The organism is Ruegeria sp. BHSB172, assembly GCF_059613165.1.
The window spans coordinates 56,550-74,668 of sequence record NZ_JBXWRZ010000007.1; the positions used below are offsets into that span (position 1 = coordinate 56,550).

Genomic DNA, 18,119 nt, shown 5'->3' on the forward strand with positions numbered 1-18,119 from the left:
GCGGCACGATGGCCGCCCCTTGAATGCTTGGTTCGGCTGGATCAGCCCAGCAATTCCTTGACCTTTGCAACCGTTGCCTCGGCGGTGATGCCGAAATGCTTGTACAGCTCGCCGGCGGGAGCAGACGCGCCAAAGCCCGACATACCGATGAAACCGGCCTTGGCCTCGCGGCCACGCTCGCCTAGCAGCCAGCGGTCCCAGCCGCCGGCACGGACGGCGGCCTCTATGCCGACGCGGACGGGCCCGGCAGGCAGGACCTTCTTGCGATAGGCTTCGTCCTGCTCGGCGAACAGCTCCATGCAGGGCATCGAAACGACCCGGGTACCGATCCCTTCGGCCTCGAGCATCGCTTTTGCCTCCATGGCCAGCGACACCTCGGACCCGGTGGCGATCAGGATCGCCTGACGCTTGCCCTCGGCCTCGGCCAGAACATAGGCGCCCTGGGCGGTCAGGTTCTTGGCCTTGTGCTGGGTGCGCACGGTCGGCACGCCCTGGCGGGTCAGCGACAGAACCGAGGGGCTGTCTTTGAAGGTCAGCGCCAGTTCCCAGGCCTCGGCAGTCTCGACGGTGTCGGCGGGGCGGAACACATAGGTGTTCGGCGTCGCGCGCGAGATCGCCAGATGCTCGACCGGCTGGTGTGTCGGGCCGTCTTCGCCCAGACCGATCGAGTCATGGGTCATCACGAAAACGCTGGGGATCTTCATCAACGCGGCCAGGCGCATCGACGGACGCGCATAGTCGGTGAAGGCCATGAATGTGCCGCCATAGGGGCGGATGCCACCATGCAGCGCCATGCCGTTCATCGCCGCGGCCATGCCGTGTTCACGGATGCCGTAGTGGATATAGCGGCCCTTGCGGTTTTCCGGCAGGAACACGCCCATATCGGCCGATTTGGTGTTGTTCGACCCGGTCAGGTCCGCCGAGCCGCCAACCGTCTCGGTCATGATCGGGTTCACGACGTTCAGCACCTTTTCCGACGAGGCGCGGGTGGCCAGCTTGGGCTGGTCTTCAGAGATCTGCTTTTTCAGTGCGCGGATCGCGCCGGCCAGCTTCTTCGGTACCTCGAACGCATAGGCACGGTTGAACTCGGCCTGCTTGCGCTCGGACAGTTGGGCGAAACGCTCTTCCCAGGCCGCGCGGTCCGCAGCGCCGCGAGCACCGATCGCTTCCCAGGCCGCTTTGACCTCGGCCGGGATTTCGAACGGACCGTAGGGCCAGCCATAGGCCTCTTTTGCGGCTTTCAGCTGTTCGGCATCGGTCAGAGCACCGTGACCTTTCGAGGTGTCCTGCGCGGCATGGCCCAAGGCGATATGGGTCTTGCAGGCGATCATCGACGGCTTTTTCGACGCCTTCGCCTCGGTGATGGCCGCGTCAATGGCCTCGGGATCGTGACCGTCGATCTCGATTACATTCCAGCCCGAGGCCGCAAACCGGCGCACCTGGTCGGTGCGGTCGGCGATGTCCACGGTGCCGTCGATGGTGATATTGTTGTTGTCCCAGAACACGATCAGCTTGCTTAGCTCGTGCCGACCGGCCAGGGTGATCGCCTCCTGGCTGACGCCTTCCATCAGACAGCCGTCCCCGGCGATCACATAGGTATAGTGATCGACGACCTTCTTGCCGTAATGCGCGCGCTGGATCTCTTCGGCCATGGCGAAGCCCACGGCATTGGCGATCCCTTGCCCAAGCGGGCCGGTGGTGGTTTCAACGCCGTCTAAAAGGAAGTTTTCCGGGTGGCCGGCCGTCTTGGCGCCCAACTGGCGGAAGTTCTTGATCTCGTCCAGCGTGACTTGTTCGTAGCCCGTCAGATACAGCAGCGAATAGATCAGCATCGAGCCGTGGCCGGCCGACAGGATGAACCGGTCGCGGTCGGGCCATTTGGGGGCGGATGCGTCGAATTTCAGATGCTTTTCAAACAGAACGGTCGCGACATCGGCCATGCCCATGGGCATTCCCGAATGGCCGGAATTGGCGGCCGCGACGGCATCGAGGGTCAGGGTGCGGATGGCCGCAGCCTTGGCCCAGTGTTCAGGGTTGGCATTGCGCAGCGCTGTCAGGTCCACGGATGTTTTCCTTTGGGTTACGGGCAGATTGCGCGCTGAATACCATTCACCCCTCAAAGTGCAAGCGGAACCGGCCGTGGCGCCGGGGGCGCGGTTGAACTGTGTTGTCCAAGTGTTTGAAAGCAAACACTGGGTATTTTGGCGCACATTCCGCTAGACTATGAATGAGATCGGGACGGCTTGATTCGGCCGGCGTAAGAAGAGAGCGAACCTTGGCAAAAGGGCAACAGGAGCAATGAGTCAGATCGAAGACCTTCACAGACGCATCACCGCCGCGATGGACCGGATCGGTGCCGGGATCGAGGCGATGCAGGCCGGAGGGGATGGCGGCGACGGCAAATTGCGGGTCGCGCTGGACGAAGAGCGTCTGGCCAACGCGCAGTTGGAGGAACGCCTGAAGTCCGTCAAGGAGCGCTATGAGCAGGAAATCGACGCCTTGCGCGGGCAACTGGGCGAGGCCAAGTCCCAGCTTACGGCGGTCGAAGCCGCGCGGGCCGAACTGGCCGAGGCCAAGGCCGCGCTGGAAAACCAGGATGAACTGGCGGCGTTGAAATCCGAGATCGAGAGCCTGCGTACCCGCCCGGATGACAGCGAGGAACTTGCCCAGCTACGCGCCGAGGTCGAGCGCTTGAAGCCATCAGAAGAAAAGGGCGAGGTGATGCGGAGCGAGATCGCCCGGCTCAAGGCGGAATTGGCCGACGGCGAACGTGTGGCCGAGCTGAACGCCGAGCTCGAGATGCTGCGCGCCGAGCGGGTGAGCCACGGCGCGGCGATGTCGCGCCTCGATGACGATCTTCAGCGTCTGCGCAAGGCCAACGCGCAGTTGCAGGAAACCGTGGAAGAGCTGCGCAAGGCAGTCGCGGACGGGTTGCCCGATGCCGAGCTGCTGAACCGCGCGACCGAGGCCGAGCTTGAAGCAATCCGCGCCGCGCGGGCCACGGATGCGGCCGAGGCCCACGCGATTCTGGCCCGGCTCGAGCCGCTGCTGACCCATGCCAACCTTGCCGAAGGAGAGGTGGAGTAATGCCGGAAGTGACCATTCATATCGGCGGGCGCGGTTTCGAAGTGTCGTGCCGGGACGGGGAAGAGCCGTTCCTGCATGCCGCAGCCAAGCTGCTGGATGACGAAGCGCAGGTTTTGACCGACCAGATCGGACGCATGCCGGAATCCCGCATGCTGTTGATGGCGGGGCTGATGCTGGCCGACAAGGCTGCGGCGTCCGATGACAGGATCAAGGCGCTGGAGGCGCAACTGGCCGAGGCGCAGGCGGAACTGGACAGTCTGCGCAACGCACCGCCGCCCGAACCCGAGCGGGTCGAAGTGGCCGTTGTGCCGCCCTCGGTGACGGACACGCTTGCCGAGTTGGCGGCGCGTGCCGAGTCACTGGCGGAAATGGTTGCAGAGAAGTCAGGGAAATGAAAATGGGCCGTCTGACTGTTTTGGCCGGTATGGCTACACTGTGCGCGTCCATGGCGCAGGCTCAGATCGACATCTTGCCGGTCACCTTCACCTGCGAAGGTGGGATCGAACTTGCGGTCACGTATTTCAACCCGCCCGAGGGTGACGGGGCAGCAGCCATGGTAGTGGACGGTCAGTTGATCGCATTGCGGCAGGTTCCGAGTGGATCGGGTATCCGATACGAGTCTGTCGGCGGGCAGGGGACCTATGTTCTGCGGTCCAAAGGCTGGGATGCGGTTATCAGTTTCGCCGCAGCCGGGGCCGGCAGCGAAACCGATGTTCTGAAGGGCTGTACAAGCCGCTAAGCCGCAGGCTCAGGCGTTGGCTTCGCGGATCTTGTCGGCGGCTTCCTTGTTGTAAGCCACGCCGTTTTCATCGAAAAGGGTGTCCAACTCGCCCGAAAGGGTCATCTCGGTGACGATATCACAGCCGCCGACGAATTCGCCTTTGACATACAGCTGCGGAACGGTCGGCCAGTCTGAATAGTCCTTGATGCCCTGACGAATGTTCTCGTCGGCCAGAACGTTCACATCGATGTAATCCACGCCCATGTAGTTCAAAACGCCTGCCACGCGCGAGGAGAATCCGCATTGCGGCATCTCCTTGGTGCCTTTCATGTACAGCACCACGTCGTTGTTCTTGACGGTTTCATCGATCTGGGTCTTCACGTCGGTCATTTCGCGTTTCCTAGGCTGGGCCCGCCGCGGCGGCGGGCAGTCATTTTACGTGGTGGTCGCTCCACCGTTTGTCGGCTTTCAGGTTCTTGACGGGCTCCCGGTTCGGTTCATTGGCTTTCGTCATTTCGCCCGATTCCCGGGAAGGTTTCTCGATACTTTTTGCATCAGACCAGTCGACGGGTCTTGTTGCGTTTGCTCCGGGTTACTCCGGTGCGCGCGTGGTCAGGGCCAGCGCGTGAAGTTCTCCGTCAGGGCCATCCATCTTGCCCTTAAGCGCCGCATAGACGGCGCGCTGCTGCTGCACCCGGTTCTTGCCGCGAAAGCTCTCGTCCACGACCATCGCGGACATGTGCACGCCGTCACTTCCCCCGACCTTGATGTCCGCGTTCGGAAAGGCCTCGCGCAGCAGGGTTTCGATTTCATGAGCGCTCATCGGCATGTAGGTTCTCCTGAAGGTCTTTCCCAAGATGTAGAGCGATGCCAAAGCCCGTGCAAGGGGGCGCGGGCAAAGGCGAAACAAGCACCCTGCGCCAGTTCGGCAGGCGCAGGGTTCGGTGCGTAAAGGGTGTGAACGAGGCTCAGGCTACGGCCTCGGCAAAGCTGGTGCGATAGATCGTCGACAACTCGGCCAGAGTGGCCTCGGACGAGCCGATGCGCACGGTCTCGCCGGTAAAGCGGCCGACGCTGGTGATGGGCACACCGGCCTGGCCTGCGGCGATCATCAGAGCTTCGGCCTGATCGAAATTGCAGGCCACAAGGTACCGGCCCTGATCCTCTCCAAACAGGAATTCTGTCGAAGCGTCCTCAAGATGCACGCCGACGCCGGACCCTTCGGCCAGTTCGAAAGCGGCAAGCGCCAGCCCGCCGTCGCTGAGGTCGGTGCAGGCCTTGATCAGGTGACGGTTGGCGCGGATGAAATCTCCGTTGCGTTTCTCGGCGTCCAGATCCACATGCGGGGCGTCGCCGTCTTCGCGGTTGAAGACTACGGCCAGTAGGGCGGATTGGCCAAGATGCCCCTTGGTTTCACCGATCACCAGCGCCACATGCCCTTCGCGAACCTCGGTGCCGATGATCTCGTCGGCGTGCTCCAAAAGGCCGACTGCACCGATGGTCGGCGTGGGCAGAATAGCCTGGCCATCGGTTTCGTTGTACAGCGACACGTTGCCCGAAACGATCGGCATGTCGAGCGCCGAACAGGCCGCGCCGATGCCTTTGATGGCGCCAACGAACTGGCCCATGATCTCGGGCTTTTCAGGGTTGCCGAAATTCAGGTTGTCGGTGGTGGCCAGCGGCTTGGCACCCACGGCAGTCAGGTTGCGATAGGCTTCGGCCACTGCCTGCTTGCCGCCTTCCTCGGGGTTGGTGCGCACGTATCGAGGGGTCACGTCCGAGGTGAAGGCCAGCACCTTGTCGGTGCCATGCACGCGCACCATGCCTGCGCCCAGGCCAGGGGTTCGGGCGGTATCGGCCATGACCATGGTGTCGTATTGCTCATAGACCCACTGTTTGGCCGCGTAGTTGGGCGAGGAGATGAGTGCGCGCAACCCGTCAATCGGGTCGATCTGCGGCACTTCGGCCATCTCTTCGGCGACAGGGGTCGGAACCCATGGACGGTCGTATTCCGGCGCACGGCCCGACAGCGGCGAAAGCGGCAGGTCGGCTTTGACCTCGTTTCCGTGCATAATCAGGAAGCGGTCCTCGGCGATTGTTTCGCCAACGATGGCAAAATCTAGGTCCCATTTCTCGAATACGGCCCGAGCCTCGGCCTCGAGCTCGGGCTTCAGCACCATCAGCATGCGTTCCTGGGACTCGGACAGCATCATCTCGTAGGCGGTCATGTTCTCTTCGCGCTGGGGCACGCGGTCGAGGTCGAGCTTGATGCCCAGCTTGCCCTTGTCGCCCATTTCCACCGCGGAACAGGTCAGGCCAGCCGCGCCCATGTCCTGAATCGAAATCACGGCGCCGGTCTGCATCAGTTCCAGCGTCGCCTCCATCAGGCGTTTTTCGGTGAAGGGGTCACCGACCTGCACGGTCGGGCGCTTTTCCTCGATCGTGTCGTCAAATTCGGCCGAGGCCATCGTGGCGCCGCCCACGCCGTCGCGGCCGGTTTTGGCGCCCAGATAGACAACGGGCATGCCCACGCCCGACGCGGCCGAGTAGAAGATCTTGTCGGCATCGGCCAGCCCGGCGGCAAAGGCGTTCACGAGGCAGTTGCCGTTATAGGCCTGGTGGAACCGCACCTCGCCGCCTACGGTCGGTACGCCGAAACAGTTGCCGTAGCCACCGATGCCTTCCACCACGCCGTTGACCAGCTGGCGGGTCTTGGTGTGGTCAGGTTCACCGAAGGACAGCGCGTTCATCGCCGCGATGGGCCGTGCGCCCATGGTGAACACGTCGCGCAGGATGCCGCCCACGCCGGTTGCCGCGCCCTGATAAGGTTCGATGTACGAGGGGTGGTTGTGGCTTTCCATCTTGAAGACCACGGCCTGCCCGTCGCCGATATCAACCACACCGGCGTTTTCACCCGGGCCGCAGATCACCTGGGGGCCCGAGGTAGGGAGGGTGCGTAGCCATTTCTTCGAGGACTTGTAGGAACAGTGCTCGTTCCACATGGCCGAGAAAATCCCCAGCTCGGTAAAGGTCGGCTCGCGCCCGATAATCTCGAGGATCATGTCGTATTCTTCGGGCTTCAACCCGTGCGCGGCAATCAGTTCCGGTGTGATGGCGGGCTCTTGCATTGTCTGTCCTGTCCCCAAGCTGGCCGATATTGCGCGCCTTTTAGGGCAAGGGCGCGCCGGGGGAAAGGGCCAAGAACGCGCAGCCGTGTCAGAACCGCTGTCCGACATAGATGTAGAGGTTGTCCTCCTGCTGGTCGTTGCGGCTTACATCTATCGAGAAATCGAGCGGAAATTTCTTGGAAACCCGGTAACGCGCGCCGATCCCGTAGGCCGAATTGGTGCCGTTGTCGCTCAGATCGCTGAAACTCTGGCCGGTTTGTCCCACGCCAGCAAAGGCGATGAGGCCGATGCGCTGGCCCACCCGTTGGCGAAGCTCGACCTGCAGAGAAGCCGAGCGCAGATCGAGAAGCTGGGTTGCCGAAAACCCTCGGAAGGCATCCACCGTTCCGATGCCGCATTGATCGAAGAACGGTGTTTCGGACGAAGCGGCGCAGACAGATAGCCGGCTGGCGATGACACCGTCGGCCCAGGGGCTCAGGTAAAACGTGTAGTTGAGGTAGGACTTGGAATAATCCTGCACCTGCCCGCTGAGCCCGTAGCCCTGTGATGCTTCGAAATGCAGGACTTGGCCGCTGGTCGGGTAAATCGTGTCATCCCGTGTATCCCAGTCGGACACCAGGCCCAAATTCCCAACCTCGACATTCAGAAACTGGTCGAAGGGAGGTGGGATCGGCGGCAGTCCCGCAAAGGCGGGGGTGATGGTCGTGTCGAGATACCGGAAGGTCACGCCGAAGGACAGGTCAGGCGTTACCCCATAGGACAGCCCGAGCCTGCCCAGAAAACCGTCCTGACGGATGGGGATCACACCAACCCCGGTGAAAAGGTCGTATTGGACGTCTGCTGTCCCGTAGAGTGCCTCGATGATCCAACGGTTGTTGTCCATATTGAGTTTGAATGCACCGGCTGCGGCCATGCTGCCATTGCCGGAGCGCAATCCACCGGCACCTATCACCGAAGGGTTGGATCCTTCGTCCATCTGGAAAAGATACCCAGCGCCCAGAATGAGGCCGGAACCGATTGTAGGGTTCGAAAAAGGAATCGGGGCGACGACGATCGATCCTCGCTGAAATCCGACGATTTCGTCTTCGGTGTAGTCGTCCAGAACTCCGAGGTTCTTTTCGAGGACACTATTGGCGTCCTGCGCCGCCGCTGCACTTGCCAAGGCGACGCCTGCGCTTGCGAGAAGCGGCCTGACTAGCGATCGCAACACGCGGACACCACTGTCTTTGCGCTTGGGCACACCGCGTCCTATTTCTTTCCCTGCTGTTGCTGCTCGGCCTGTTGTTCGGCCTGCTGAGTTGCGATTTCACCGGCAGCCGCACTGATGGCCGCTTTCTGTTCATCTGAAAGATGTTCCGTCTCCTCCAGGCCCGGGATCGCAACGCGGACCTCGCGGCGGGCGAACTCGATGCCGTTTTCGTTGAAGGCGGCCTTCACCCGGTTGAAGATCTCTTTGCGCAGGGTGAACTGCTTGCCTGGCTTGGCCATGAACTTGCCGCGGATGATCATGCCGACATCGTCGAAATCGAACACGCCCTGCGATTTGAAGGGCTGCAGGAAACCGTCCTTGTGGACCGGGTCCTCCATCATCTCGGCACCGATCTTCTTGAAAATCTTCTTTACCTTGTTCGGATCGGTGTCGAAGGGCACGGTGAACTTCAGCTTCATGATGACCCAGTCGCGGCTGTAGTTGGTCAGCTTCTGGATCTCGCCATAGGGAATGGTGTGCACCGGGCCGCGATGGTGGCGCAGTTGCATCGAGCGGATCGAGATCTTTTCGACCGTGCCGGTAGTACCGCCCACGTCGACATATTCACCGACTCGGAAAGCATCGTCGATCAGAAAGAAGATGCCGCCCACGATGTCCGAGACCAGTTTCTGCGCGCCAAAACCGATGGCCAGGCCCAAAATGCCGGCACCGGCCAGAAGCGGCGTGATGTCCAGGCCCAGCGCGCCCAGCGCCAGCAGGGCGAAGATCACCGAGATCGCGACCTGAGCTGTCACGCGCAGCAAAGGCAGAACCGTGGCCAGGCGCGAGCCGCCGGCACCGCCGCCTTCGCCGGCTTCCTCGTCGGGGCTCTGCTCCGAGGCTGTCTGCTCCTTGGCCAGGCGGCGGTTGATCCAGAGCGAGACCACCTCGTTCAGGATGTAGCCGACCGCGATGATGATGAAGAACTGAACCAGCTTGCTGCCCGTTTCAGAATCTCCGCCCGCGATTTCCTGCAGGTCCAGATCCCATGCGTTGGCGATCATCAGGACGACCAAAACGCCGGCCAGAACGCGCCCGATGCGGATATAGCTGCGCTTGGTTGCCCGGTAGGCGCGTTCGGCGACCGGCCCGTCACCGATCATAGGCGGCAACAGATGGCGGGTCAGTCCGCGGATGAAGGTATCGAGCGCCGGCGCGATCAGCAGCCAGAACATGGTGACGTAATGCGCGCCCCCTGCCAGCAGGGCGAAAACCCGAGGGTCGCGTTGCGCGGCGAGGAATTCGACCAGCAGCCAGGTGCCGATGGAAACGGCAATGGCGAAATAGGGGTAGTAACGCGCCACCTCTTCGTCGAACTGTGTGCGATCTGGGTCCGAGCCGCGCATCATTTCGGTCAGCCCTTCGCGGGCCGTCCAGGCCATTACGGCGATGTAGATGTGGATCGAGGTGTTCAGCCAGAACCCCAGCCGCGACTCGCCCGGCTGCACGCCGTTCATCATGTTGAAATCCAGGATGAACATGGTGAAGCCGATCAGCAGAAATAGACCGATCAGGTTGCGATGCAGGTACTTGGCCCATTTGTCGTCGATACTGACCAGCCGCAGCCGGGGCTGCTGTGGGGCAAGGATGAACCGCGAGATCGCCGCCCCCAGCCGCGGGAACCAGATCAGATAGAACACGAAGGGCCCCGCCTGTTCGATTTGCGCATCGTCCAGAAATCGGCGGCCAACGAAAACCAGCGTGTAGTAAAAGACCAGCAGGCCCAAAAACTCGCCGCAGAAGCGTTTGAACAGGTAAAGCACTGCGCCCTTGAGGTCCGAGGACGCGTCTTCGGGGATCAGCCGGATCCAGCGGCGGGTCCACAGGCCGAACAGCTTTTCAGCCGCATACCCGATCGCAAGCGCCAGAAAGGTGAACCCGAACAGGGTCATGAGGCCGTTTGCGCCGAATTTGTTGCCAAAATTGGAGAAGGCCTCGACCTGGGCCGATATCAGAACCGGGACCTTGCGGATCACGTCCATCCATGATGCCGCCATCTGGCTGGCTGAGTCCGAAATGGTCTGAATCAGGCCGCGCTTTGTGCTCTGCTGTTCGGCTTGCTGCCTTGCGACCGCGTCCAACCGTTCCAGCAGGATGGCGCGCACCTGGTCGTCGGACATGCGGGCGACCAAGTCATCGACTTGTTCGGGAGTCAGATCTTCGGGAATCGACACCGGGGCGGCGGAACTGCCGGTCTCTTGGGCCGCTGCGGGTAGGGTCAGCATGAGGGCCGAAACCGCCGCCATCAGAATACGCAAGAAATGTGTTGCCATTATTCCCTCGATCACAAAATGATTGTTTTTCGCGATCATAGGCAGCGCAGAGCGCATTTTACAAACAAAACGCGACCGGATGCGGTGTTGATGAAAAAAAAAGGCCGAGCACTAAGCTCGGCCGTAGTCCAACAGGGAGGTATGAAGATGATGAGCGTTTCAGCATCATCGCCTTCGCGTGGTCATTTAGGGATCAGTTTGTGAACGATCAAGAATTTTTTGCACGTGAACCCTCATGGCCGCTATGCGATTCGTGCATGGCTAAAGCTTTCCCAGCTCTTTCAGATGCTTGCGGTGCGCGATGATCTCCTCCTGCACGAAGTCGCGGAAAGCCGCGACCCGTTTCGAGTGACGTAGTTCCTCGGGATACGCCAGATAGACAGGCACCTCGGCGGTTTCGATATCCGACAGAATTGGAACCAAGTTGGGAAAATCTTCGGTTACGTAGTCAGGCAAAACACCAATGCCAAGGTTGTTCAGCACACCTTGAAGGACGCCGAAATAGTTGTTTACGGTCAGCAACGAGCTGGGCTCATACGTCATAAGATGGCTGACCATCGTGGCTCCGACGCCAACTTGCGGGGCCGAGGGTGTCTGGCAAATCAGACGGTGCTTGGAAATGTCTTCCAGCGTTTGTGGCGCTCCGCCGTGCATCTCGAGGTATTCAGGCGTTGCATAGAGCATCATCCGAACGGTCATCAGGCGTTTGCGCACCAGATCGGCCTGGCTGGGTTCCTTCATGCGGATCGCGACATCGGCCTCGCGCATGGGCAGGTCGAGGACGCGCTCTTCCAGCATCAAATCGATGTTGAGATCGGGGTATTGTTCGTACAGTTTCGGCAGGCGTGGGGCGAGCCACAGCGTGCCGAAGCCGAATGTGGTGGTGACGCGCAGGACGCCAAACACCTCTTCTTCGCTGTCGCGGATGCGGGCGGCGGCAGTTTCCAGCCGCTTGGACATGGCGGTGGTGGCATCGAACAGAAGCTCGCCCTGTTCGGTCAGAATCAGGCCGCGCGCGTGGCGATGAAACAGCGTGGCGCCCAACGCCTCTTCCAAGGCACGAATCTGGCGGCTGACGGCGGATTGGGACAGGTTCAGCTTGTCGCCGGCATGCGTGAGGCTGCCGGCATCCGCCACCGCGTGAAAGATTCTGAGCTTGTCCCAATTCATCGTCGCAACTTTCGTTATGATTTCGCAGACCTATATGAAAGAGGTAGCAAGTTCCACATTCAAAGGCGGAAATCGTTAAGCTGCAGGGGGATTTTCCTATACAGGTCAGAAATTGTGACCTAAAATGATGGCAAATGCAGCACACTGTTCCGACGTGGGGAGGCGTCTGATGAGTCAGCCAAAGATTTCGCTCAACGACCGTTTCGATCTGACCAAAAGCCCGGTTCTGCTGAACGGCACGCAGGCGCTGGTGCGCCTGATGCTGATGCAGAAGGAACGCGACCGGGCGGCGGGCCTCAATACTGCCGGTCTGGTCACTGGTTACCGGGGTTCGCCTTTGGGGGCGGTCGACCTGCAGATGTCTCGTGCGCAGAAGCAGCTGGCCGAAAACGACGTGGTGTTCCAGTACGGCCTGAACGAGGACCTGGCCGCGACGGCGCTGTGGGGCAGCCAGCAGGCGGGTCTGCGCGGCGATGGAAAGTATGACGGCGTGTTCGGCCTATGGTACGGCAAGGGGCCGGGTGTGGACCGGTCGGGCGACGTCATGCGTCACGCCAACATGGCCGGAACCGCCAAGCACGGCGGCGTTCTGATGGCGATGGGTGACGACCACACCGGCGAAAGCTCGACCGTGCTGCACCAATCTGAATGGTCGATGGTCGACATGTACATGCCCGTGGTCAGCCCGGCCGGGGTGCAGGAAATCCTCGACTATGGAATCTACGGCTTTGCGCTCAGCCGGTTTGCCGGGGTCTGGGTCGGGCTCAAGACGATGAAGGATACGATCGAGGTGACCTCGGTCGTGGATGGCCGGCCCGACAGGATGCAGCTGGTGACGCCGGAATTCGACATGCCCGAGGGCGGGCTGAACATCCGTCTGGGCGACACGCCGCACCTGCAGGAGGCGCGGATCATCGACTACAAGCGGTTCGCGGCCGAAGTGTTCTCGCACGCCAACCGGATGGACCGGCGGGTCTGGGGCAAGCCCGGGGCCAAGATCGGCATTGCCGCGGCGGGCAAGAACTGGCTGGACCTGGTGCACGCCATGTCGCTGCTGAACATCGACGAGGCCGAGGCCGAACGGCTGGGTATCACCACCTACAAGATCGGCCAGACCTTCCCGCTGGACATGAAGGGGTTCCATGACTGGGCCGAGGGCCTGGACCTGATCATCATCGTCGAAGAAAAGCGCAAACTGATCGAGGTGCAGGTCAAAGAGGCGATCTTTGATGACCGTCGCGGACGTCGTGTGTACGGCTGGTACAAGGGCGGGGCAGGCACGCTGCACCGCGAAGAGCTGTTCCCGACACGTGGGGCGCTTGATCCGATCATGATCGCCGAGAAGCTGGGCGAGATCCTAATCGAGGAAGGTCGCGAAACCGACGGGATCCGCGCAGGGCTGGCCAGCCTGCATGAGGCCCGCCGCAACGACAACGCGCAGGAGATCGCGACGCGGCTGCCCTATTTCTGCTCGGGCTGTCCGCACAATAGCTCGACCAAGGTGCCCGAAGGTAGCCGGGCCTACGCCGGGATCGGCTGTCACTACATGGTGCAGTGGATGGATCGAGAGACCACCGGCTTTACCCAGATGGGCGGCGAAGGCGCCAACTGGATCGGTGAGGCGCCGTTCTCGACTACGAAACACGTGTTCCAGAACCTGGGCGATGGCACTTACAACCATTCGGGCGTTCAGGCGATCCGGGCGGCGCTGGCGGCCGGAACCAACATCACCTTCAAGATCCTGTTCAACGATGCGGTCGCCATGACCGGCGGGCAGGAGAACGAGGGCCATTTGACCGCCGAGCGCATTGTGCGCGAGGTCAAGGCCATGGGCGTCCAGTATGTGGCCGTCGTCTATGACGAGAAGGAAGACGTGAACTTCAAGGCGCTGCCCGGCGACGTGGAAATCCACGAACGGGCCGAGCTGATGGCGGTTCAGAACAAGTTCCGCGAGATCGAAGGCGTGTCGGTCATCGTCTACGTCCAGACCTGCGCCGCCGAGAAACGCCGCCGCCGCAAGCGCGGCACCTTCCCGGACCCGAACAAGCGTGTCTTCATCAACTCGGACATCTGCGAAGGCTGCGGCGATTGCGGGGTGCAGTCGAACTGTGTCTCGATCGTGCCTAAGGAAACCGAGCTGGGACGCAAGCGGGCGATCGACCAGTCCAGCTGCAACAAGGATTTCTCGTGCCTCAACGGGTTCTGTCCGTCCTTCGTCACGCTGGAAGGTGCCAAGATACGCAAGGAAGCCACCACCGAGATCGACATCCCCCATCTGCCGCAGCCGGTTCTGCCGCAGATCGAGGGCACGCATAACGTGGTCATCACGGGCGTCGGCGGCACCGGAGTCGTGACCATCGGGGCGGTTCTGGCGCAGGCCGCGCAGATCGACGGCAAAGGCGCGGGCATGATGGAAATGGCCGGGTTGGCGCAGAAGGGGGGCGCGGTGCATATCCACTGTCGCCTGGCCAACAAGCCCGAGGACATCAGCGCCATTCGCGTGGCCACCGGCGAGGCGCATGCGCTGATCGGCGGCGACCTCGTGGTGTCGGCCGGGGCCAAGACGCTGGGGCTGACGCGCACTGGTCAGACCGGCGCGGTGGTCAACAGCCACGAGATCATCACTGGCGATTTCACCCGCAACACCGAGTTCCACATTCCGGTCGACCGGCTGGAACTGGCGCTCGAGGCGCGGCTGAAGGACGGGCTGGCCCTGTTCGACGCGACCGAGCTGGCACGCGCGGTGATGGGCGACTCGATCTATTCCAACATGATGGTGTTCGGGGCGGCGTGGCAGCGCGGTCTGCTGCCGGTCAGCCATGAGGCGATCATGACCGCGATCGAGCTGAACGGCGCCGCGGTCGAGCGCAACAAGCGCGCCTTCGAGGTCGGCCGATGGGCGGTTCTTCACCCCGAGGAAGTGGCGCGCATCGTGGCCCCCACGGTGACCGAGTTGCCCAAGACGCCCGAGCAGGCCATCGCCTTCCGCTCCGATCATCTTGTGACCTATCAGGGCAAACGGTTGTCCAGGCGCTATCTCAAGCTGGTCGAGTCGATCGAAGACCCGAAGGTCCGGGATGCCGTCGCGCGTGGCTATCACAAGCTATTGTCTTACAAGGACGAATATGAAGTGGCCCGCCTGCTGCTGGACAGCCGCGACAAGGCCGCCGCCGAATTTGACGGCGATTTCAAGATGACCTTCCACCTGGCGCCGCCGATTCTGGGTGGCAAAGGGTCGGACGGGCGTCCTCGCAAACGGCAATTCGGCGAATGGCTGCTGGGGCCGATGAAGTTTCTGGCCAAGCTTAAGGGGCTGCGTGGCACGCCGCTGGACATCTTCGGTTATACCGCCGAGCGCCGGATGGAGCGGGCCTTGATCCGTCAGTACGAGAAGGACATGAAAGAGGTCCTGCCCAAGCTGGATGACAACACCCGCGATGCGATTGTCGCGCTGGCGCGGTTGCCGCTGGACATCCGCGGTTTCGGTCCGGTATTGGCCGCCAACGAAGCCAAGGCCGCCAAGCGGCGTGAGGAACTTCTAGCCGTGATCCGGCAGGGAGGGACCGAGACGCGGGCCGCGGCCGAGTAACGTCACATCGGTGTCACGGAGGCGCGGTAGGATCAGTGTCCGCGCCGTCCCGTGACGGCCACACCGGAGACCCGTGATGAAATCACGTCGCCAAGTCGCTCGGGATATTTCCTACGCCCATTCTGCTGAAACGCGGGGTGGGCGCATGGTCATCAAACTGATGGAGAACACGACCGGTCGGCTGCGCCTGATCCGGCGCGCGGATGGTTACGAGCGAGAGGTCGCCAATGGCCGCGATTTCTGGTCGGTCATGGTCGAACGCTACGGGCTGAGCCTGAATGTGGTGGGCGGGGCGCTGTCCAACATCCCCAAGGACGGCCCGCTGATCCTGATCGCCAACCATCCTTACGGGATCCTGGATGGATTGATGATGGGGCATGTGCTGTCCCAGACCCGTGGAGATTTCCGGATTCTGGCCAATCATGTGTTCCACAAGGCCGAGGACCTGAACCGCATTATCCTGCCGATATCCTTCGATCAGAGCAAAGAGGCGATGCGGCTGAACCTGCAGACTCGCAAAACCGCCTTGGATTATCTGGGACAGGGTGGCGCAATCGGGATTTTTCCCGGCGGTACGGTCAGCACGGCAGCCCGGCCGTTCGCGCACCCGATGGACCCGGGCTGGCGCGGTTTCACCGCGCGGATGGTGGCCAAGTCGAACGCCAACGTGGTGCCTTTGTTCTTTGATGGCCACACTTCGCGCCTGTTCCAGATCGCCAGCCATTTGCATGTCACGTTGCGCATGGGGTTGCTGATCAAAGAGTTCAAAAAGCGAGTCGATACCCCGGTTGATGTGGTCGTGGGGCAGCCCATCGGCCGCGACGTACTAGACCCATTGGCCGGCGATACGCGCAAGATGATGGATTTCTTGCGCAAAGCCACGTATGAGCTGTCTCCGAAGCCGCTGAAGTCGTATGACTATGGCTATGAATTCGATGAACGGCATCGCGCCTGAAGGGGCAAATGGCAGTAGGCATCTTTGATTCCGGATTGGGCGGGCTGACCGTCCTGAACGCCGCGCAGACACGTCTGCCGGAGGTGGATTTCCTATATTACGCAGACAGCGCGCACGCGCCTTATGGCGTGCGCGACGCCGAGGATATCTACAACCTGACCCGAAACGCGGTGCAGGACCTGTGGTCGCGCGGCTGCGATCTGGTGATACTGGCCTGCAATACGGCAAGCGCCGCGGCGCTGCGGCGGATGCAGGAAGAGGGCGTGCCCAAGGGCAAGCGTGTTCTGGGTGTGTTCGTCCCGCTGATCGAAGCACTGACCGAGCGCCAGTGGGGCGACAACAGCCCCCCGCGCGAAGTGGCGGTCAAGCACGTGGCCCTGTTCGCCACGCCGGCGACCGTGGCCAGCCGTGCGTTCCAGCGTGAACTTGCGTTCCGCGCCATCGGCGTGGATGTCGAGGCGCAGGCCTGTGGTGGCGTGGTCGATGCCATCGAAGAAGGCGACATGATCCTGGCCGAGGCCCTGGTGCGGAGCCATGTGGACGCGCTGAAGCGAAAGATGCCCCATCCGCAGGCTGCGATTCTGGGCTGCACGCACTACCCGCTGATGGCCGAGGCCTTTCAGGCGGCCTTGGGGCCGGACGTGCAGGTGTTCAGCCAGGGTGACCTGGTTGCCGAAAGCCTTGCCGACTATCTGAAGCGGCACCCCGGCATGCTGGGCACCGGTGAGGCCGGGTTCCTGACCACGGGCGATCCCAAGAAGGTCAGCGACCGGGCAACGCAGTTTCTGCGACGACAAATCACCTTTCAGGCCGCCTGACTTCGGTCAAGGACCGGGGCGGCGCGCGGATTTATTCGGGGGAACCGTCCATGCGATGGTTGCCAGTCGTGACACATTAAGGAACGAGGTCTGACATGACCCACAAAATCGCAATCTTGGGCGCTTCGGGCTATACCGGTGCCGAACTGGTGCGGCTGATCGCCGAACACCCGAACATGGAAATCACCGCTCTGGCGGCCGAGCGCAAGGCCGGGCAGACCATGGCCGAGGTGTTTCCGCATCTGCGCCATCTGGACCTGCCGCGCCTGTGCAAGATCTCGGAAATAGACTTTGGCCAGATCGACCTGTGCTTTTGCGCGCTGCCGCACAAGACCAGCCAGGAAGTGATCCGCGAGTTGCCCTCTGACCTGAAAGTCGTTGATTTGTCGGCGGATTTCCGGCTGAGCGATCCGGCGGAATACGAGAAATGGTATGGCAACCCGCATGTCGCGTTGGAACAGCAGGCCGAGGCTGTCTACGGCCTGACAGAGTTCTACCGCGACGAGATCCGCACCGCCCGGCTGGTTGCAGGCACCGGGTGCAACGCGGCGACGGGGCAATATGTGCTGCGGCCGCTGATCTCGGCCGGGGTGATCGATTTGGATGACATCATTCTTGATCTGAAATGCGCTGTCTCAGGGGCAGGGCGGGCGTTGAAAGAGAACATTCTGCACGCCGAGCTGAGCGAAGGCACCAACGCCTATGCCGTCGGCGGGACCCACAGGCATCTGGGCGAGTTCGATCAGGAGTTCTCGAAGCTGGCCGGCCGTGCGGTTCACATCCAGTTTACGCCGCACCTGATCCCCGCGAACCGGGGCATTCTGGCGACCTCGTATGTAAAGGGCGACCCGCAGAGCGTATATGAAACGCTGTGTGCGACTTATGCGGACGAGCCCTTCATCCACATGCTGCCTTTTGGTGAGACGCCTTCGACCCACCATGTGCGCGGGTCGAACTTCTGTCACATAGGCGTCGTTGCTGACAGGATCGAACGCCGTGCCATCGTGATCGCGGCGCTGGATAACCTGACAAAAGGTAGCAGTGGGCAGGCCTTGCAGAACGCAAACCTGATGTTAGGTGAACCTGAAACGACGGGGCTGATGATGGCCCCACTGTTCCCATGAGGGCG

At 61.8% G+C, this 18,119-nt stretch carries 14 protein-coding genes; 7 read left to right on the forward strand and 7 right to left on the reverse strand.

Annotated features, from left to right (window positions below; translation table 11 throughout):
* Window positions 1-41: 41 nt before the first annotated feature.
* On the reverse strand, window positions 42-2,063 hold the full coding sequence (gene tkt, locus AC2FM3_RS05850) for a transketolase (protein ID WP_496679851.1): 2,022 nt from the start codon (window positions 2,061-2,063) through the stop codon (window positions 42-44).
* A gap of 235 nt (window positions 2,064-2,298) precedes the next feature.
* Between tkt and AC2FM3_RS05855 the strand changes: the two genes are divergently transcribed.
* From AC2FM3_RS05855 to AC2FM3_RS05865, 3 genes are read left to right on the forward strand one after another with little or no spacing between them, the layout of a single operon-like run.
* On the forward strand, window positions 2,299-3,087 hold the full coding sequence (locus AC2FM3_RS05855; RefSeq protein ID WP_496679853.1) for a hypothetical protein: 789 nt from the start codon (window positions 2,299-2,301) through the stop codon (window positions 3,085-3,087).
* Entirely contained in the window at window positions 3,087-3,482 is a 396-nt protein-coding gene (locus tag AC2FM3_RS05860; protein ID WP_496679855.1) for a cell division protein ZapA, read from the forward strand. Before AC2FM3_RS05855 ends, AC2FM3_RS05860 begins: the two co-directional genes overlap by 1 nt.
* A 29-nt stretch (window positions 3,483-3,511) precedes the next feature.
* Window positions 3,512-3,826: an MliC family protein gene (locus AC2FM3_RS05865; protein ID WP_496679856.1), complete on the forward strand. Its 315-nt coding sequence runs from the start codon at window positions 3,512-3,514 to the stop codon at window positions 3,824-3,826.
* 9 nt (window positions 3,827-3,835) lie between these two features.
* Here the strand turns inward: AC2FM3_RS05865 and grxD are convergent, their stop codons facing one another.
* The 6 genes from grxD to AC2FM3_RS05895 all read right to left on the reverse strand — a co-directional run bounded on the left by grxD (window position 3,836) and on the right by AC2FM3_RS05895 (window position 11,628).
* Window positions 3,836-4,198 carry a Grx4 family monothiol glutaredoxin gene (gene grxD / locus AC2FM3_RS05870; protein WP_496679859.1) on the reverse strand — a complete coding sequence of 121 codons (363 nt, stop codon included), beginning with the start codon at window positions 4,196-4,198 and terminating at the stop codon, window positions 3,836-3,838.
* Between the two features lie 202 nt (window positions 4,199-4,400).
* Entirely contained in the window at window positions 4,401-4,637 is a 237-nt protein-coding gene (locus tag AC2FM3_RS05875; protein ID WP_149775191.1) for a BolA/IbaG family iron-sulfur metabolism protein, read from the reverse strand.
* Window positions 4,638-4,776: 139 nt separating this feature from the next.
* Window positions 4,777-6,936 carry a phosphoribosylformylglycinamidine synthase subunit PurL gene (gene purL, locus AC2FM3_RS05880; protein WP_496679862.1) on the reverse strand — a complete coding sequence of 720 codons (2,160 nt, stop codon included), beginning with the start codon at window positions 6,934-6,936 and terminating at the stop codon, window positions 4,777-4,779.
* Window positions 6,937-7,024: 88 nt separating this feature from the next.
* Complete coding sequence (locus tag AC2FM3_RS05885; RefSeq protein WP_496679865.1) at window positions 7,025-8,176, reverse strand: BamA/TamA family outer membrane protein; 1,152 nt, start codon at window positions 8,174-8,176, stop codon at window positions 7,025-7,027.
* An 8-nt stretch (window positions 8,177-8,184) separates the two neighbouring features.
* The gene (locus tag AC2FM3_RS05890) at window positions 8,185-10,458 is read right to left on the reverse strand and encodes a mechanosensitive ion channel domain-containing protein (protein WP_496679867.1); all 2,274 of its coding nucleotides are present in this window, start codon (window positions 10,456-10,458) and stop codon (window positions 8,185-8,187) included.
* Window positions 10,459-10,719: 261 nt separating this feature from the next.
* Window positions 10,720-11,628 carry a LysR family transcriptional regulator gene (locus AC2FM3_RS05895; protein WP_496679870.1) on the reverse strand — a complete coding sequence of 303 codons (909 nt, stop codon included), beginning with the start codon at window positions 11,626-11,628 and terminating at the stop codon, window positions 10,720-10,722.
* A gap of 169 nt (window positions 11,629-11,797) precedes the next feature.
* On the opposite strand from AC2FM3_RS05895, the gene AC2FM3_RS05900 reads away from it, so the two are divergent.
* From AC2FM3_RS05900 to argC, 4 genes are all read left to right on the forward strand, one after another.
* Window positions 11,798-15,217, forward strand: a complete 3,420-nt coding sequence (locus AC2FM3_RS05900) for an indolepyruvate ferredoxin oxidoreductase family protein (RefSeq protein WP_496679872.1) — start codon at window positions 11,798-11,800, stop codon at window positions 15,215-15,217.
* A gap of 76 nt (window positions 15,218-15,293) precedes the next feature.
* A complete protein-coding gene (locus AC2FM3_RS05905; RefSeq protein WP_496679875.1) occupies window positions 15,294-16,172 on the forward strand; it encodes a lysophospholipid acyltransferase family protein in 879 nt (292 codons plus the stop codon).
* Between the two features lie 8 nt (window positions 16,173-16,180).
* Window positions 16,181-16,990, forward strand: coding sequence for a glutamate racemase (locus AC2FM3_RS05910; RefSeq protein ID WP_496679877.1), 810 nt, complete (start codon window positions 16,181-16,183; stop codon window positions 16,988-16,990).
* A 95-nt stretch (window positions 16,991-17,085) separates the two neighbouring features.
* Window positions 17,086-18,114 (forward strand): N-acetyl-gamma-glutamyl-phosphate reductase, encoded by a 1,029-nt coding sequence (gene argC, locus AC2FM3_RS05915; protein WP_496679879.1) that lies wholly within the window; start codon window positions 17,086-17,088, stop codon window positions 18,112-18,114.
* The last annotated feature ends 5 nt before the right edge of the window (window positions 18,115-18,119 follow it).

Excerpts from the sequence above, each read along its gene's own strand:
- AC2FM3_RS05855 (WP_496679853.1), top strand. The coding sequence starts at position 2,299 with ATGAGTCAGATCGAAGACCTTCACAGACGCATCACCGCCGCGATGGAC.
- AC2FM3_RS05860 (WP_496679855.1), top strand. The coding sequence starts at position 3,087 with ATGCCGGAAGTGACCATTCATATCGGCGGGCGCGGTTTCGAAGTGTCG.
- AC2FM3_RS05865 (WP_496679856.1), top strand. The coding sequence starts at position 3,512 with ATGGCTACACTGTGCGCGTCCATGGCGCAGGCTCAGATCGACATCTTG.
- grxD (WP_496679859.1), bottom strand. The coding sequence starts at position 4,198 with ATGACCGACGTGAAGACCCAGATCGATGAAACCGTCAAGAACAACGAC.
- AC2FM3_RS05875 (WP_149775191.1), bottom strand. The coding sequence starts at position 4,637 with ATGCCGATGAGCGCTCATGAAATCGAAACCCTGCTGCGCGAGGCCTTT.
- purL (WP_496679862.1), bottom strand. The coding sequence starts at position 6,936 with ATGCAAGAGCCCGCCATCACACCGGAACTGATTGCCGCGCACGGGTTG.
- AC2FM3_RS05890 (WP_496679867.1), bottom strand. The coding sequence starts at position 10,458 with ATGGCAACACATTTCTTGCGTATTCTGATGGCGGCGGTTTCGGCCCTC.
- AC2FM3_RS05895 (WP_496679870.1), bottom strand. The coding sequence starts at position 11,628 with ATGAATTGGGACAAGCTCAGAATCTTTCACGCGGTGGCGGATGCCGGC.
- AC2FM3_RS05900 (WP_496679872.1), top strand. The coding sequence starts at position 11,798 with ATGAGTCAGCCAAAGATTTCGCTCAACGACCGTTTCGATCTGACCAAA.
- AC2FM3_RS05905 (WP_496679875.1), top strand. The coding sequence starts at position 15,294 with ATGAAATCACGTCGCCAAGTCGCTCGGGATATTTCCTACGCCCATTCT.
- AC2FM3_RS05910 (WP_496679877.1), top strand. The coding sequence starts at position 16,181 with ATGGCAGTAGGCATCTTTGATTCCGGATTGGGCGGGCTGACCGTCCTG.
- argC (WP_496679879.1), top strand. The coding sequence starts at position 17,086 with ATGACCCACAAAATCGCAATCTTGGGCGCTTCGGGCTATACCGGTGCC.